We start from the raw sequence: 15875 nt of genomic DNA on the forward strand, positions 1-15875 counted from the left end.
TTTTCATAATTGAATATTTTCTTTCCGGACAATACCCTCATACCCTCACACCACTCGACTCCTCCAAGATCGCTCGAAACTTGGTGGTGTTGATATCGATCGAGAACCTCACACATCGGACCAATGGTTGACAATGGCCTCTGTCGCCATTGGTGACAGAATTACGGTTCGGCTACCCCGATCCTGGACTTGAGGAACTCGGAGAGCCCCTTCGGATCATCCGTGCCGATGCGGAGCGTCCCACGATGATGGCGGTGGATGGCAACACACTGTCGACCCCAGATGTTCCATACCCACCCACCTCGGATGCTCCAGTGAATGCCCCAACCCTCTAACAGAAGCGTCCGACCTGCCTCGATCTTCCGAATCTCGTCATAACGGACACTCGTTCGAAAAAATGGGACCGGACCGAAGTGGACGGAGAGGTGGTCGCCCATGTCCTCGACAGTCAGACTTCGGAAAGCGGAACCGAGAAACAGAAACATTCCTCCCATACCGACAAACAACAACCGGGCGGTGTAAGGCTCTCCAGAGATCAGGGCAAAGGCCATCATCAAGACACCGAAGACGTCGAGCAGAAGGTGCCAAGGGCCCCGCTGTGTGTGCCGGTAGCAAGTTTCGGGCTGTCCGGTCATTGGTGCTTCCTCAGGACCCTGGATTCGGCGAGAGCAATCGATTTCATTCGATCCCCAAGATCAGTTTCCCGATCATCCCTCGGCCTGTCCCTTCCTTCGAAGGAGCGTTGTTCGATTGGGAAATCGAGACATAGATCGGCCCAAAGACAGAGAAAGAGCCGCGACCCCCTCGAGCAACAACCTCCGTTGAGTGTTTCGCTTCCGATCCGACACGATTGCAAGAGAACCAAAGGGACTAGAGAACCAAAGGGACTGCGAAGTTCCCCTGGGGAACCCTTTCAGCGAGCAGGTCAATGGGATCGGCCTTGCCGCGCTAAACGGGACGAGATGTCAGAGGGCTCCATGCAAGAAGAGCGAATGTCGATGGCAACATTTCTGATCGAGTCGCAAGTCAGACCCAATGAGGTGGCACGTCAGGAGTCGAAGTCCGACGGAATTACCGAAGCCAAAATATATAGTTTCTCTGAAAATAGTTCAGGATCATGAGTCGGCAGAGTCCTTGATCCACTTCCAGACGAGCGAACCTCCTTCGTTGAGGATGCAACAAACCCTTAACTCAGCGATGAGGATACACCGGTCGATTGTCCGAACCTTGAACGATTCATCACGGCTCGCTTACCGGGCAACCTCTGTCTCAGAGATTTCGTCATCCGTCGTGCCCGATCTCCTTCAGAAAGTCCAAGTAAGCCTCATCCGGAGAGGGATCGCCGTCGAAGACGAGGACACCGAACCGTAGCCGAAAGCGTTTTTCTTCCTCAACGACCACCCGGCTTGGCTCGTCCCCAGTAAAGGCATGCCGCCCGAACGGGTTGGCCACGAGCAAGCCGTAATCCCTGGCGTGATACCACGAGCGACCGAAGTTGCCTGGATCAGGCATGATCAGCAAGCCGACCTGCTCGCCATTGATCTTCCCAACATAAGAACACCAATCGGACTGTCGACCCCAGACCCCAGCTTCATCGACCCCTCCCTCACTGTCGAGGATCCGTCCACCGTTGACCACCGCTAGCGGCGTGGCGAGCCGGACTCCCAAACCCATCTCCTCCTGGTCGCCAAAAACCAGAGCTCCGCCCACCGGCTGAAACTCTGAGTCCCAGATGAGTAAGGTGCCGGCGGATCGCACCAGAATGGTCACGCGACAAATGGCCTCTGCAATCACCTCGCCGGACCTAAGATACTGGTTTCGAACCGAGAAACGGCCCCGGCCCGGACCAACCTGCATCTCCTCAACGAACCCGGCATGCCGGATGGCGTCAACGTTCCGCCAGGAATCGGCCCCATTCAGGTCGCCGAAGGCCAGCCAAAGGCCTGGATGAAAGGTTGGGTGGTCATCAAGGTCAACGCCGTTGACGGGAGGGTTGGTGCGGGTAACCTGCACACCGCCGGGAGTGCGAAGGTGCTCAATAAACGGGCGGATCGTCTTCCCCTGATCAAAGATGTAAGTCGCGAAAGGCTCACCCCCAAGCGTGATTCGGAGACCTCCAGGCTGACTCTCGAAGGCAACGAAGGGCGTCTCGGGGGTGCAATCCGCCTGATCAAGTCTCGCCGAGCGATCGTCAGACCACGCCGATCCCGGCAAGACAAACAGAGCTAGCATTTGCGATCCCATCAAGCGCCATCGAGCGGTCATGATGAAGCTCCTCAGCAGGGGATTCAGGCTTGTGCGAGACAGTTTGGTCGACTCCAACGGACCCGAGCCAGCAGCGTATCTCCCTGCCATCCGTCCTCGGGTAGCGTCTCCCCCACACTCACCCAGGATTCCTTCGGTGACGCAGCGAGAGTGTGGAAGTTGCCCATGCGAGCCACATGAGACGGGTTGCCGATTCCATCGCCGATCAGCGGTAGCACAATTTTCTCGCTCGCGCGGATCAGCCGGGTGGTCTCCCGGTCCACTTCAGCCAGAAACAAGGGAGCCCGCCATCGCATAACATTGATGTTTTCCTCGGCTTTGCGGGTGTAGACCAGGAATAGCCCCTCCGAGTGCGTCAGCCAGTGCTGCTGGGTTGAGGACATTGCCAACGGTTCGCCGTCGTCCCAACACCAGGGGCGTTGAGGTTCCCAGCAAAGTCCATCGTCAGAGCGAGAGACATACCCTTTATCATCCTCGGCCCGGATCGTCATGAAGAACCGTTCATCGAGGTGGGCCAGCGAGGGTTCCAGCAGCCCTCGACCGCTTGGGTGAATCAGTTCGGTCCCAACTTGCCGGATGCGCAGGTCACGACCATCAAACACACATCGAAGGGAAGTGACGGACCGATGGGTGCGGCCCACTGGACCGAAGGAGAACGGAACGAGTAGGTCACCATCGTCGAGGACAATCCGTTGAGCGCAACCACAGGTAGCGATCGCCGAGCCCCGGGGATCATCCCAGACCAGACGTTGGGGCTCCGACCAGCGACCATCTGTGGAACGGATCACGAAGACGGGCCAACGACTTCTCTGGGGCCGAGCCAGAACTCCATTTTCGTAGAAGACGTTGTGTCCGACGGCAAGCACAGTGTCCGTCTGCGGGTGGTACTCCGGAACCACGTCACAGATTCCCACCTCCCAACCACCTGCGAGATCCTGTCTCCCTAGCCCCGGGATCGGTTCGGGAGGTGTCCAACTGCGGCCAAAGTCTGACGAGGTCGTCCAGTGAACAGGACCGAACACATCTGAACCGCTAATGGACTGGAGCGTCATCAGGGCCATCATGCCGTCAGTGGTGGGGACCATGCAGGAACGGGGATGGAACCAAGTTGTTCCACCCTGACGTCCAGGAAAGATTACGTCACGATCAATTCCGACAACCAAGTCGGTCAGAAACGAATAGTCGTCACTTCCCTTGGAGGCCGGCAGATTGAGCGCGCCACCCGCTACAACACAGGAGATCAGGCCGGCCCCTGTCGCCAGCAATCGACGCCGTTCGTGAAACACGCTGGGAGTCTCGATGACGGATGTCTCCTGCAGTTGGACCGATGAGGAGCTCAGTGGTTAGACGCCTCGTCCGGCTCCGATTGTTGCTTGCCCCAACTCCGCCGTCAAATCAAAGGGATTGAACCATGGTGGGTGAAAGAACGGGGCAAACCGCTTCGGAAATGAGGAGATTCGAATAGGATTTGTTACATAAATTTTTTGAAAAAATCCAAGGTTTTCATTTGAAATAACAAGGATTAGAGTTCATTCGTGGACATCAGCCAGTGGCATGAACCGAGTGCATCAGTCCGTCTTGGTGAGATCGAGCGTTCAACCTGAGGCGATACGAGTGAGACAAGGAGGGCATCGGGCAGCGGCTCAGTTTCTCTGTCGAACCCTTTCGAAAAACTCGACGATGGGCCGAGGATCGTCGAGCCCATGGGGGTGGTGGTCTTGCCCTGGCTTGACGATCTGCTCAACCAGTCCTCCCAACACCTGGTACCGCTCAAAGAGCTTCTCAGAATTTTCCCGGTGCGGCACTACGGTGTCAGCATCTCCGTAGACCAAAAGGATCGGCAACTCAGCCCTAGCCAGCGGTTCAAGGTGGTCCACGGGGTTGAACGGGTAAGCGATTGCCTCTTTGTCGTCGTTGAATCCATACGCACACAGCAGCTTGACCCAATCTTCGGGGGAACCTTTACCCTCACCGAGCCCCTTTGGTCTCCCCCCCGGCCAACTCTTGAAGTCACAGACACCGTTATCGAGGTAAACCAGGAGTGTGCGGTCGGGATGCCTGGCTGCCCAGGCCATGCAATACAACGCCCCCCGGCTCAGGCCGATCAGTGCCGGCTTGGGCGTGAACCCATACTCGCGAACCAGCATATCATAAAACTTCTCCCATTGCTTCATGGCCTTGGTCGAGCCGAACTGGTCTGGGACACCGAGGTAGACGAGATACCATCCCCTCCGGAGGAGCTCGATGTCTGCATTGGGAAACGCCCCAAAGAACTCGCCCCGCCAGGCCCAGGGTCGGCCCGGCAACGGCTCCGAAGGCTCGATGACAATCGCATCAGCGTCCCCAAACCGAACATCATATCGAACGAAGCCTTGCCACTCGCTCACCTCACCCAGGAACGGATGTGGATCGTCGGTCAGTGCAACAATCGGAACGATTCCCAGGATCAAGTGAATCATTGGCATAGGGTTGGGACTCAAGGGAGAAAACGAGCAATGCGGCAGTCCTTCCATTCTCAGACAAAGGAGCGGCCAACGCAATCGAGGTCGATGCCGTTCGAGTGACTCTGAAAACAACAATCGACTTGTTTCATACGATTACCTACAGCGATGAGCATCCTCAAGGGATTTTGTTGGATGATTGGCAATGGATCTTAAGGAGTCAGCCTCTGTCACACGAGTTCGAGCCTGGGCGTAGTCCATCAATCGCACTGATGCAATAGGTCGAGATCGAGCTCAGAGTAGCCCCACGATGGACGTTGCTTTTTTCGAACGACTCTTCGAGACGGCTAGCCTCATTGCCCGTCATCCAGATTATCCAGGCAAACAGCGGGTCGTCGATGATTGCCGAGCTGAGGTCAAGGAACTGACTGTCTCCGGGCGGATCAGCGCTGAGCAGGGACAAACCCTCCTACGCATTCTCGCCGGGGTAAAGCAGCCGACCGTTTGAGCGGTCCCTTCGCTCAATCGATCGATCGTTCTGTACGAAGAAGACACGCCAATCCTTCGACGCGGGAGAGGCGGCGTCGCTGTCGACAAAGCGAGACCCGTCTTTTTGGGCCTGTGCGTTCATCGTCTCCAATCCCACGCGTTCGCCCCCACTCAAGCACTTGACGGTCGACCTCGAAGGGTCGCTCGTCTCGGTGCCCTGGATTGATCACATCAAGGAATCATTCTTCGTCCTGACCATCTGCTCAGGGATTTCCTGAGTGTTCCGCACGAGGCCATCGGCCCGGATCGAGGTTCTGTGGTTCAAGGGAGAAGCGACATCGATGGAAATTTCCTTGACCATGGTATTGGCGTTGCGACGCTGAGCCCAGGAATCAATGAACTCACCTGAGAGGAAAGTCGGGATCGACTCGGAGACCTCAGTTGGCCTTTGGTCCCAACAACCCTTCTTCGCAGACCAACATGAACCCGACGCTCTTGGCAACTTCGATTCTCCACAACGCAAGTGCATAATAGATATATATTTCAGGAATTTCGATTCGGCTCTCGGGTCGTGTATCCAATTCAAATCAAAGTCCATCCACTTTAGATTCGAGATTCATTTGTTTGCACTCTGCTGAGCGAAGCCCTTGAAGAAAAGAGACCGAGCCACCGACTTTTCAATCCTGTCTTGGTCGGAAAGAATATGGTGTGTCCGGGCGCGATTGGTCGCGTCCGTCCTCTCGATGGAACTCCACCTGCCCGAGGGCCAACGCATGAGCGATTCTCGCGGACCCCGCATTGGGCCCGGCCTCATTCTGATGATTCTCATCGCGAGGATTTCACTACCAGTAATAGCGGATGAACCAAACGCGATTGAGTTCAATCGCGACATCAGACCAATCCTTTCCGAAAACTGCTTTTCCTGCCACGGACCCGACGCTCGGAATCGCAAGGCTGGACTGCGTCTGGACGAAGAGGAAGGCGCAAAGGCCAGGCTCGCAAGCGATGGGCATGCTGTCGTTCCTGGGAATCGGGACGAAAGTGAATTAATTTATCGCGTAACCTCAGATGAACCCGAAGAACGCATGCCACCTCCGGCAGCGGGAAAGTCGCTGACTTCCGAGCAAATCGAGCTTCTGGAACGCTGGATTTCCGAGGGTGCCAAGTGGGAGCCACACTGGTCCCTCACTCCAATCAAGAGACCAGAAACTCCTTTTGTAGACGAACCTGGATTCGTGCGTAACCCAGTCGATCACTTCATCTTGGCAGCCCAACGAGCCAACGGCCTGAGTCCAACTGCAGAAGCCGATCGAGTCACGCTCATTCGCCGGCTTAGCTTCGACCTTCTTGGCCTTCCTCCCTCACCCGAGGACGTGAACCAATTCCTGAACGACACCGAACCAAGGGCATATGATCGACTGGTCGATCGGATGCTATCGTCGCCACATTATGGCGAACGGATGGCCATGTTCTGGCTCGATCTGGTTCGTTACGCGGATAGCGTAGGGTACCACGGCGACCAGCCGGTGTCAGTCTCGCCTTTCCGTGATTATGTTATCAAAGCGTTTAATGAAAACAAGAGATTCGATCAATTTACGATTGAGCAACTTGCTGGCGACCTTCTGCCCGATGCAACGCATGATCAGAAGATTGCATCGGGATACAATCGCCTCGGCATGATGAGCGCCGAGGGAGGGGTTCAGCCAAAAGAGTACCTTGCCAAATACGCGGCGGAACGGGTTCGCAATGTGTCCGGAGCATGGTTGGGAGTGACGATCGGCTGCGCCGAGTGCCACGACCACAAGTTTGACCCCTGGACAACACGTGATTTCTACCGAATGGAGGCGTTTTTCGCCGACATCCAGGAGCGAGGACTCTATAGCGGGAGCGACTTTGGACCCTCCATTCCCGTGCCGACGGACGAACAGGCACTGGCTCTTGCAGAACTTGACACGAAGCTGGCAAGAGTCGGATCGATTCTCGACACCCCAACTCCGGAGCTCGAAGCGGCCCAGCTCGATTGGGAAGCCTCAGTCGCACCAAGCATCGATTGGAAGACCCTCACTCCGATCGAGGCGATCTCCGCGAAGGGGGCGGTGCTCAACGTGCTTGAAGATGGATCGGTCCTGGCCAGCGGCGAATCGCCGTCACAAGATATCTACACCATTCGGGCAACGACACCATCTTCCCTGACCGGAGTCGTTGCGTTGCGAGTCGAGGCCCTGCCGGACGACTCCTTGCCGGCGAGGGGACCTGGTCGTGCGGAAAACGGGAATTTCGTCCTCACTGAGTTGACCGTTGCCCTCCAGCGGTTACCGGACTCGACTCTGCAACCCCTGGTGCTTGAACATGCGACCGCAACGTTCGAGCAAACAGAGGGTGCAGAGAACAACTCAGAAAAGACCTGGTCCGCGACCTTTGCGATCGACCAGGACACCCAACAGCCAGGTCTCGGCTGGGCAATTCTGGGAGAGACCGGGTTGCCGAACCAAGCGATTTTTGAAACCGCGATCGACCTGACACTCAGGGAAGATTCGGTGCTAACCGTCACACTGGCCCAGAATCATGAAAATCCCCAACACACCCTGGGCCATTTCCGACTCTCGGTCGCAACTGTGCCTCGGCCGGTGATCGCACCCGGTCGCGGTCTTCCCAGGCCAGTCAGAGATGCACTGGTCGTGGAACCGTCTCGTCGCGATGACGATCAATACGCAGTGCTCTCGGCCTACTATCGGTCGATCGCACCAGCCCTTGAACCGCAGCGAGCAGAACTGGCCGCGTTGCAAGCGGAGCGTGCCCATTTGAATGGTCAGGTAACAACCATGCTGGCAACCGTATCGGTCCCACCTCGGACGATCCGAGTGCTGCCTCGGGGGAATTGGATGGACGATTCGGGAGAGATCGTCCTTCCTGGCACACCTGCGGTCTTGCCAGGGCCGGCATCCTCGGAAGACGGAGAGCGGCTGAATCGCCTTGATCTGGCCCGTTGGATCGTCGCCCCTGAGAATCCACTCACTGCTAGGGCCCTCGTCAACCGGCTCTGGAAACTCTATTTCGGAGAGGGCCTTTCTCGAACAATGGACGATCTGGGCAGTCAAGGTGAATGGCCAAGCCATCCAGAACTGCTCGACTGGCTTGCTGGTCGTCTAATTGATTCGGGCTGGGATGTGAAGGGGCTAGTCCGCACGATTGTCACGTCCGGAACCTATCGACAATCATCGGTAGCATCGGACTCAATACAACAACATGATGCCTACAATCGCTGGCTCGCTCGGCAGTCACGATTTCGGCTTGACGCGGAACTTGTGCGAGACTCTGCGCTTTCCATCTCAGGTCTCCTGAACAAGGAAATCGGAGGACCGAGTGTGAAGCCGTATCAGCCGCCAGGATACTGGGCGTTCCTGAACTTCCCGACTCGAGAGTGGCAAAACGACCAGGGCATGAATCTCTACCGACGCGGGTTGTACACCCACTGGCAGCGCCAGTACCTCTATCCCAGTCTGCTCGCTTTCGATGCCCCAAGTCGCGAAGAATGCACGGCCGAGCGTGTCCGCTCTAATACTCCTCTCCAGGCCCTCGTCCTCCTAAACGATCCGGCTTATGTCGAGGCTGCGCGGTCCTTTGCCGAACTCATCCTTCGGGAGGGAGGATCGACCTCCGACGATCGGTTCGACTGGGCGTTCCTGCATGGTCTTTCACGGACGCCCAGACCTGCAGAGCGAGAAGTTCTCCATGCCCAACTTGAGAAGCACCTTGCGGCCTATCGAACGGATCGTAAGTCGGCAACAGAACTACTCTCGATCGGGGCACGACCTGTCCCAGTCGAATTTGATGTTGCGGAGTTGGCGGCATGGACGAATGTGGCCCGGACGCTCCTGAACCTTCACGCTACGATTACCAGGAATTGAGCCATGGATTCCCAATTGCTCCAACGACAGAGCCTCGCCCTGACCCGTCGTGGTTTTCTGGGTCGTACCGCATGCGGGGTCGGCAGCCTGGCACTGGCCGAATTGCTTCAGGGTCGTGCGCGAGGGGCCGATCGGACGTCCGGGGTCCTCGGAGAACCTCATTACCCGATCAAGGCAAAACGCGTCATCTGGTTGTACATGGCCGGTGGCATGAGCCACCTGGAAACGTGGGACCCCAAGCCAAAACTTGGCGAACTCCACGGTCAGCCAATGCCCGAATCGATCACCGCCGGGCAGCAGATCGCGCAGCTTCAAGGGCAGCGGCTCAACTGCTTCGCGCCGCAACATCCGTTCCAACGATTCGGCGAATCGGGTCAGGAAATCAGCACGATCTTCCCATTGATCGGCGAAATGATCGCGGATGACCTTTGCATTATCCGGTCCATGCACACCGACGCAATTAATCACGACCCAGCCCACACCTTGATGAACACCGGATCGATGATTACGGGACGGCCGAGCATGGGATCGTGGCTGCTCTATGGTCTGGGAAGTGAGATCGAAAACCTGCCCGGTTACGTGGTCATGGTCTCGACCGGCAAGTACGGCCAGTCGCAGCCGATCGCCGCGAGACAGTGGCATTCGGGATTTCTTCCCAGTGAGTTTCAGGGAGTTCAGTTCCGAGGACAGGGCGATCCAGTCATGTATGTGAATAATCCGAAAGGAGTCACCCCTGATCGCCAACGCGACGTGGTCGAAGCCATCGAGGCATTGAACTCAATTGAGAACGAGGCAGTCAATGATCCCGAGATCGAGGCACGCATCAGCCAGTACGAATTGGCATTTCAGATGCAAACCAGCGTCCCCGACCTGGTGAATTTTGCAAACGAGCCAGCTTCTATCCGCGAGCTATACGGCACAGAGGGGGGTGACGGTTCCTTCGCGTCCAACTGCCTGCTGGCCCGCCGGCTTGCTGAACGCGGTGTGAAGTTTATTCAATTGTATCATCGTGACTGGGACCATCACGGCGCGATTAAAGAGCACGTTGCCGGGACCGCTGCGGAGGTCGATCGTGGCGTGGCCGCACTCGTGACCGACCTCAAGCAACGAGGAATGCTCGACGACACTCTCATTGTTTTCGGCAGTGAATTCGGGCGGACTCCGATGGCACAGGGAAATGGTCGGGACCATCACCTGGCCGGATTCAGCATGTGGTTAGCCGGCGGGGGCATTAAGCCCGGCGTTCACTTCGGAGCAACGGATGAACTCGGCTATCATGCCGTCGAGAATCGCGTGCATATCAATGATCTTCACGCAACGATGCTTTATCTGCTGGGGATCGAACACACAAAATTGACCTACCGATTCCAGGGAAGAGACTTCCGGCTCACCGATGTGGGAGGATCGGTGGTTCGGGATATCTTGGCCTGATCCCCGGATGGGATCACTATTCCAGGGGTCTTCTGTTTCGGCAACCGAGGCCTTCCTCCACAGGTTTTGTTCTTTTCTGGCTTCGGACGGAGGGATTGAGTCGATCCCTCCATCTCGAAGGTCAACTCCGGTCAACCGTCAACGGGAATTGGTTTGGCGACATCTCGTTGCGATCTTGGCCAGAAGAGAAACAGGACAAGGCAACCAGCCAACGGTACAAGCCCCACGATGACCAGACCAAGTCCATAACTCCGCGTCTGTTCGATGAGGCTTCCGATCCGAATTTGCCAGAGGCTCGAAGCAACCCATCCCCAGGCAGCTAATCCACCGGACAGGATTCCCATCCGTTTGGCCGACAATTCTTGAGTAAACGCATAATAGTACGGATGCAACCCGAGGATTCCCGCTCCGGCCACAAGCAAGAGCGTCACCATCAGGGCACCGGATCCGGCAAAGGGGACAAGGCACGCCCCCACCGCGAGGAGAGAAAATATCAGGTACCCGAGTCTTCGAGCGTCTTCGACGACCCAGCCTCGGCTTGCAAGGCGCGCAACAAGCAGGCCAGACAGGATGCAGCCGACATCCGCAACAATAAAGTACGCTGACATGATTCCTCGTGTCGCGAGCTTGCTGTACCCGTGATAGTCCTGCAAAAACAATCCGAGCCATGCCCGAAGGAACTGCCAGCTGATCGTCAGTGATGCGATCACTACGACAAGCACTCCAAGCCTCCGAACGAGCAATCTGCGATCCCCCACAAGGGGCTTGGAAGGGATCGAGTAGCCGAGCGGAAGCCTCAATTCCTGGTCTCGTACCACAACAAGCCACAATGGAACCCAGACAAGGCCCACAAGGCCAATCGACCAGAACGGAAATTCCCAGGTGAATCCGGATCGTTCAGCCGCTTCGATGTAGAGGGGAACCGCGACGGCTCCAATCGAGGCTCCACTTTGAAGAATGCCATTACCCAGAGCGAGCCCTTGTGGCGGCAGGATCGCACGAACCGTCAACAACGCACACGGCCAGTGGCCCGCCTCGAACACTCCCAGTACAACACGGCAAAGCAGGAGCCATCGATACGTTCCTGTGCCCGGTAAGTCTCCGGAACTTTCAAACCAATCGGTAATCCAGGTCTGGCCCGCACCAGCCGTCGCAATCCCTGCGAGCGACCACCCAATCAAGACGATGGGATAAAGCCAGCGCGGTCCCCATCGGTCGGCGAGAAGCCCGAACAGGATCGAACCAAAGGCAAAGGCATAGCCGAAACACCCTTCGACCATACCGACTCGGCTTTCCGTCAACGAGAATTCGTTCTTGAGCGTCGGTAGCGTCACGGCCAGCGCCTGCCGGTCCATGTAATTCAACATGGTCGCGAGCAGGAGAACGCCACAGATGAGCCAGGCACGTGTACCAAAATGCCCGGAAGACGTCAGAGATTCCACGTGTCACCCGTCCCGTCGATCATGCGTTGAAGATAATGGCCCACCCCTTCGGAAAAGACGCGGAAGAGCTCCTCACCCTTCTCCGCAGAAGCCACGGCCGGGTGCCCGATATGGCCCATGTGACTCCGATCTCGCATTGTCCATCCGCGAGAGGCGGGGGATGCACCTTCGCCGAATCGCACTTCCGGCACTTCTTGGAACTCAGGGGATACAAACTCGGGATGGAGCGCCAACATCATCGAGGTTTCCCATTCACACGCATGTCCCATCGACCTTTGCGAGAGGCCAGGGATGGCCCCGTAGGGATCACAGCTTTCCCAGTAAGTCAGCGAGGTGAGAAGCAGATCATCGCGATTCCGATGCGACTGCCTGAGTTCGAAAATCACCTGCTGGGATGGAACGATGTTTCCACCGTGACCGTTGAGAAACGCGATCTTGCGAAATCCATGAACCAGGAAGTTCTCGGCAAGGTCCCGGAGGAGGTCGAGATAAAGCCTCGGAGTCGCCGAAACGGTTCCTGGCATATCAAGATGATGATGCGAATTTCCAAGCCATTGCAATGGCGCAAAGAGAACCCTTTGGGCAATTGGGGTTTGCTTCACGCGCTTCAGTACCTCACCGAGGAGCATGCTGTCGGTAAAAACAGGCATGTGATGCCCGTGTTGTTCGAGTGCAGCGATGGGCAGCACCACCGGAGTCTTTCGGTCAAGCTCAGCCACCGACGGCCAGCTCATCTCAATCAGTTCCATATTGGCCCCCCTTGTGGGCAACAGCGTCAAAGGAGTCTACGAAGCAACTCCGACTCTGACCAGTGAGCTGAAAGGGACATCAAGATCTTGAATCCAAAAAAACGGGGTGCCCGTTGACATCGTTGATTTTGATCAGGAATCATTCCTTCGATCTCACGGGGAGTTGTTAGATTTCGAGCAACGTTGAGAGAAGAACGAACGGTTGAACGTATCATTTTTTTAGAATAAGTGAAAGTTTCTATCTGATGATGGCGTTCCACCATGATCTTGCCCCACTCGATCTATTTCAGGAGCTCCTCAGATCGAACCCGAGAAGAGATCACCTGCTCGTGAGGGCCCATACACTCACATGATGGCCTCATCGACTTCGACGAGGTTTATTGATTCGAGATCGGGTTCGACTGGACCTCAACGCCCCTCGATTCCTCAACCGGCCAGTAGCAGCTCGGATGGACCAGTCAGATCCCCGGGATCGGCTCCCAGCTCGCCATCGTTTGTGTGAACGATCGCGGAAGGTCCGAAACCAGTCGGAGTTGGCCGACATCAAACAGAGTATGTAGTACGGTAGACGACAGGTGTTGTCCGGTAATTGCCTCGGTCTGCGGCTCTCCGCCGTCGCGACTGGATTGGCCGATCACCTGGCCGCCCGGGAGTCCTCCGCCGACCAGCAGGAGTGGCCCCAGAGATCCCCAGTGATCACGGCCTCCTTTGGCATTGATCCGAGGAGTCCTCCCCATCTCTCCGCAAGCCACCAGGAGGATCGTTTCGTCGAGTCCCCGAGCGTACAGATCGTCGACGAACGCGGAGAGCGCATGATCAAGTGGAGGCCCCATGTAGCTCATTCCCTCGACCATCGTCGCATTGTTGACGTCCGCGTGCATGTCCCAGACAAAATTGGTTGTAACGGTGACGAACCCGGCTCCGCGTTCGCAGAGTCTCCGGGCCAAGAGAAGGAGTTTGCCAAGCGACTTCGCGTTATCAAGGTAATTTGTGTGGTTGTTCCACACCTTTCGAATCGATTCGGCTCGAACCAGGGGGGCGGTATCGTAACGCTCGACGACGTGGGCATCCTCGCGATCCAGGTCAAATGCCTCGGCCAGGCCGCCGTCGAGCAGACGGTAGGCTTGATCCCGCATCCGGTCGATCCCTTCAATCGCCGGGGCGTGATCGAGCCCCCTGGCAAGACCGTCGAGGCGCCCGAGCAATCGACGGCGGTCATTCATCCGCTCTCGAGGAATTGCTAACGCGAACTCACCGGTCCCTTGAGTTGAGGCCGCCGGGTCGTACGGTGCATCGGCAGTTGAAAGCGGGCCAGTGGCGTCGAATCGCCCGAACGAAGTCGTGCCCGGCTGCGTTGATTCATCGACCGCTCGGGGGAAGAGAACGACGTTGGTCGGGAGACCGGATTTCGGATGGTTCGCCCCGGCAACCCGAGCATACACACAACCAAGGTTGGTCTCGAACGTGTCACGACCCACGAGCGGCTTGAGATTGTGATTGGAATCTCCAGGGACAAACGATCGGAGAATGTTCAATCGGTGAGCGCGTTCAGCGAGTCGAGGGAATGAGCCACCGAAGGTCACACCCGGAAGGCTCGTGGAGACTTCTCCCGTCGCACTTCGAATCCCCTCAGGTCGATCCATCTTCGGGTCGAACGTCTCGAACTGACTCGGGCCACCGTGCAGGAAAAGAAAAATGACGGATTTTCCCGTGAGCACGCCCGGAAGACTTCCGTCAGAGACTCGTGCTTGAAGTGTTGCGATCTGCCCGAGCGTCAGCCCTGCAGCCCCGATTGCAACCGAACCTCCCACCCGCAGGAATTCGCGACGACTTCCTGCCGGGTCGCGATCAAAAAAGGTGAGCATCGCAGACCCTCCGGCGATCGCTGGGCGGCATGTATGAGACTGAGAAAAAAATGAGAGACACGTTTCACGCATTGAAACGGGTCGTGCAGGTTCGGTCAATCACCAAGCACAGACCGAAGACATGACAATCGCCCAATGACACGGCCCAACCCGTTGCGGAGAGGAACGGTCCCCGAGATAGTGAAGGCCTGTCATAGATCGAGTGCCTTCGACGCCTCCAGCGATCGGATCCTGCCGAACGGGGTGATGAGGCATGCTCGACAACGGACTCGTACGAAGAGTGGACCCTCGCCCTTGTCCAAACGCCCGAGCAGGGGTCATGTGCCTGAATTTCACTCGCGTGGATCATCGTACTGCCGTTCCAATCGAGATGGCCGGGTCATCCGAAGTTCAGACTCGGGGACAAACGGTCCACCACCCCCGCTTGAAGGAAACGCCACCCCGATGCTCAACCGCAGAGAATTGCTTCGACTCGTACCCGCTTCGGCCCTTCTCCACGCGACCAGCCGGGGAGCGTCCGGATCCGAGTTTACCAAAATCGACTCGCATATTCACATTCATCAACCTGCCCCAGCGTTGATCTCGACTCTGGACGCGACTGGTTGGCGCGGGCTCGACATCGTTGTTTGCCCCGCCGTCAGCAACGAACTGTTCGATCTTGGTGCAAAGCTGTCCGCAACTCAGAAGGTTGCAGAAAGAAGTCAGGGAACACTTGCCTGGGCATCAACCTTCGATGCACGCCACTTCGAGGATCCGGAGTTCGTGGAGCAGGCGATTGCCCACATACGACGGACGTTCGACGAGGGGGCGATTGGGGTGAAAATCTGGAAGACCATCGGCATGGCCATCCAATCGGAATCCGGGACCTATCTCCTACCCGATGATCCGAGGCTTCTTCCGATCTACAAAGCGATTCGAGACGCCGATCGAACACTCGTCGCCCACCTCGCCGAACCCGATGGTGCCTGGCTTCCTCTGAATGATCAAAACCCCGAGTATGCATACTACTCCAGAAATCGCCAGTGGCACATGCTGGACAAAGCTGGGGCCCCTACTAAGAGAGAAATCCTCGCCGCGCGGGACAGGGTCATGGCCCGATTCCCGGATCTCCGCGTCATTGGCTGCCATCTCGGAAGTCATGAGGATGACCTCGATGCCCTGGCGAAGAGGCTCGACACTTTTCCCCAGTTCGCGGCCGATACGGCAGCTCGCGTGCGATACTTCGCACGAGGAAATCATGAACGCGTGAAGGAATTTCTCACAAAATACCAGGATCGTATCATTT

At 57.0% G+C, this 15875-nt stretch carries 11 protein-coding genes; 4 read left to right on the forward strand and 7 right to left on the reverse strand.

Features of this window, described 5'->3' with window-relative positions; genetic code table 11:
* Positions 1 to 161: 161 nt before the first annotated feature.
* The 4 genes from HG800_RS26330 to HG800_RS26345 all read right to left on the reverse strand — a co-directional run bounded on the left by HG800_RS26330 (position 162) and on the right by HG800_RS26345 (position 4730).
* On the reverse strand, positions 162 to 635 hold the full coding sequence (locus HG800_RS26330) for a hypothetical protein (protein WP_169981279.1): 474 nt from the start codon (positions 633 to 635) through the stop codon (positions 162 to 164).
* Between the two features lie 646 nt (positions 636 to 1281).
* The gene (locus HG800_RS26335) at positions 1282 to 2265 is read right to left on the reverse strand and encodes a DUF6807 domain-containing protein (RefSeq protein ID WP_169981281.1); all 984 of its coding nucleotides are present in this window, start codon (positions 2263 to 2265) and stop codon (positions 1282 to 1284) included.
* A gap of 23 nt (positions 2266 to 2288) precedes the next feature.
* The gene (locus HG800_RS26340) at positions 2289 to 3551 is read right to left on the reverse strand and encodes a sialidase family protein (protein WP_169981283.1); all 1263 of its coding nucleotides are present in this window, start codon (positions 3549 to 3551) and stop codon (positions 2289 to 2291) included.
* A gap of 357 nt (positions 3552 to 3908) precedes the next feature.
* The gene (locus tag HG800_RS26345) at positions 3909 to 4730 is read right to left on the reverse strand and encodes an alpha/beta hydrolase family protein (RefSeq protein WP_169981285.1); all 822 of its coding nucleotides are present in this window, start codon (positions 4728 to 4730) and stop codon (positions 3909 to 3911) included.
* Between the two features lie 286 nt (positions 4731 to 5016).
* Here HG800_RS26345 and HG800_RS26350 point away from each other — a divergent pair, with 286 nt between their 5' ends.
* From HG800_RS26350 to HG800_RS26360, 3 genes are all read left to right on the forward strand, one after another.
* Positions 5017 to 5214 (forward strand): hypothetical protein, encoded by a 198-nt coding sequence (locus HG800_RS26350; protein ID WP_169981287.1) that lies wholly within the window; start codon positions 5017 to 5019, stop codon positions 5212 to 5214.
* Between the two features lie 799 nt (positions 5215 to 6013).
* Positions 6014 to 9103, forward strand: coding sequence for a PSD1 and planctomycete cytochrome C domain-containing protein (locus tag HG800_RS26355; protein ID WP_169981299.1), 3090 nt, complete (start codon positions 6014 to 6016; stop codon positions 9101 to 9103).
* Between the two features lie 3 nt (positions 9104 to 9106).
* The gene (locus HG800_RS26360; protein ID WP_169981289.1) at positions 9107 to 10534 is read left to right on the forward strand and encodes a DUF1501 domain-containing protein; all 1428 of its coding nucleotides are present in this window, start codon (positions 9107 to 9109) and stop codon (positions 10532 to 10534) included.
* A 131-nt stretch (positions 10535 to 10665) separates the two neighbouring features.
* Here the strand turns inward: HG800_RS26360 and HG800_RS26365 are convergent, their stop codons facing one another.
* The 3 genes from HG800_RS26365 to HG800_RS26375 form a co-directional block, all read right to left on the reverse strand.
* Entirely contained in the window at positions 10666 to 11976 is a 1311-nt protein-coding gene (locus HG800_RS26365) for an MFS transporter (RefSeq protein WP_169981291.1), read from the reverse strand.
* Positions 11964 to 12710 carry a creatininase family protein gene (locus HG800_RS26370; RefSeq protein WP_206352481.1) on the reverse strand — a complete coding sequence of 249 codons (747 nt, stop codon included), beginning with the start codon at positions 12708 to 12710 and terminating at the stop codon, positions 11964 to 11966. The genes HG800_RS26365 and HG800_RS26370 overlap by 13 nt, the downstream gene beginning before the upstream one ends.
* A 473-nt stretch (positions 12711 to 13183) precedes the next feature.
* On the reverse strand, positions 13184 to 14590 hold the full coding sequence (locus tag HG800_RS26375) for a DUF1501 domain-containing protein (RefSeq protein WP_169981295.1): 1407 nt from the start codon (positions 14588 to 14590) through the stop codon (positions 13184 to 13186).
* A gap of 444 nt (positions 14591 to 15034) precedes the next feature.
* Between HG800_RS26375 and HG800_RS26380 the strand changes: the two genes are divergently transcribed.
* On the forward strand, positions 15035 to 15875 hold an 841-nt coding region (locus tag HG800_RS26380), incomplete at its 3' end, for an amidohydrolase family protein (protein WP_169981297.1).

The organism is Tautonia rosea (assembly GCF_012958305.1).
GTDB lineage: Bacteria > Planctomycetota > Planctomycetia > Isosphaerales > Isosphaeraceae > Tautonia > Tautonia rosea.

What these genes read in the sequence shown, in the direction of transcription:
- HG800_RS26330 (WP_169981279.1), bottom strand. Translation starts at nt 635, where the DNA reads ATGACCGGACAGCCCGAAACTTGCTACCGGCACACACAGCGGGGCCCT.
- HG800_RS26335 (WP_169981281.1), bottom strand. Translation starts at nt 2,265, where the DNA reads ATGACCGCTCGATGGCGCTTGATGGGATCGCAAATGCTAGCTCTGTTT.
- HG800_RS26345 (WP_169981285.1), bottom strand. Translation starts at nt 4,730, where the DNA reads ATGCCAATGATTCACTTGATCCTGGGAATCGTTCCGATTGTTGCACTG.
- HG800_RS26350 (WP_169981287.1), top strand. Translation starts at nt 5,017, where the DNA reads ATGGACGTTGCTTTTTTCGAACGACTCTTCGAGACGGCTAGCCTCATT.
- HG800_RS26355 (WP_169981299.1), top strand. Translation starts at nt 6,014, where the DNA reads ATGATTCTCATCGCGAGGATTTCACTACCAGTAATAGCGGATGAACCA.
- HG800_RS26360 (WP_169981289.1), top strand. Translation starts at nt 9,107, where the DNA reads ATGGATTCCCAATTGCTCCAACGACAGAGCCTCGCCCTGACCCGTCGT.
- HG800_RS26370 (WP_206352481.1), bottom strand. Translation starts at nt 12,710, where the DNA reads ATGAGCTGGCCGTCGGTGGCTGAGCTTGACCGAAAGACTCCGGTGGTG.
- HG800_RS26375 (WP_169981295.1), bottom strand. Translation starts at nt 14,590, where the DNA reads ATGCTCACCTTTTTTGATCGCGACCCGGCAGGAAGTCGTCGCGAATTC.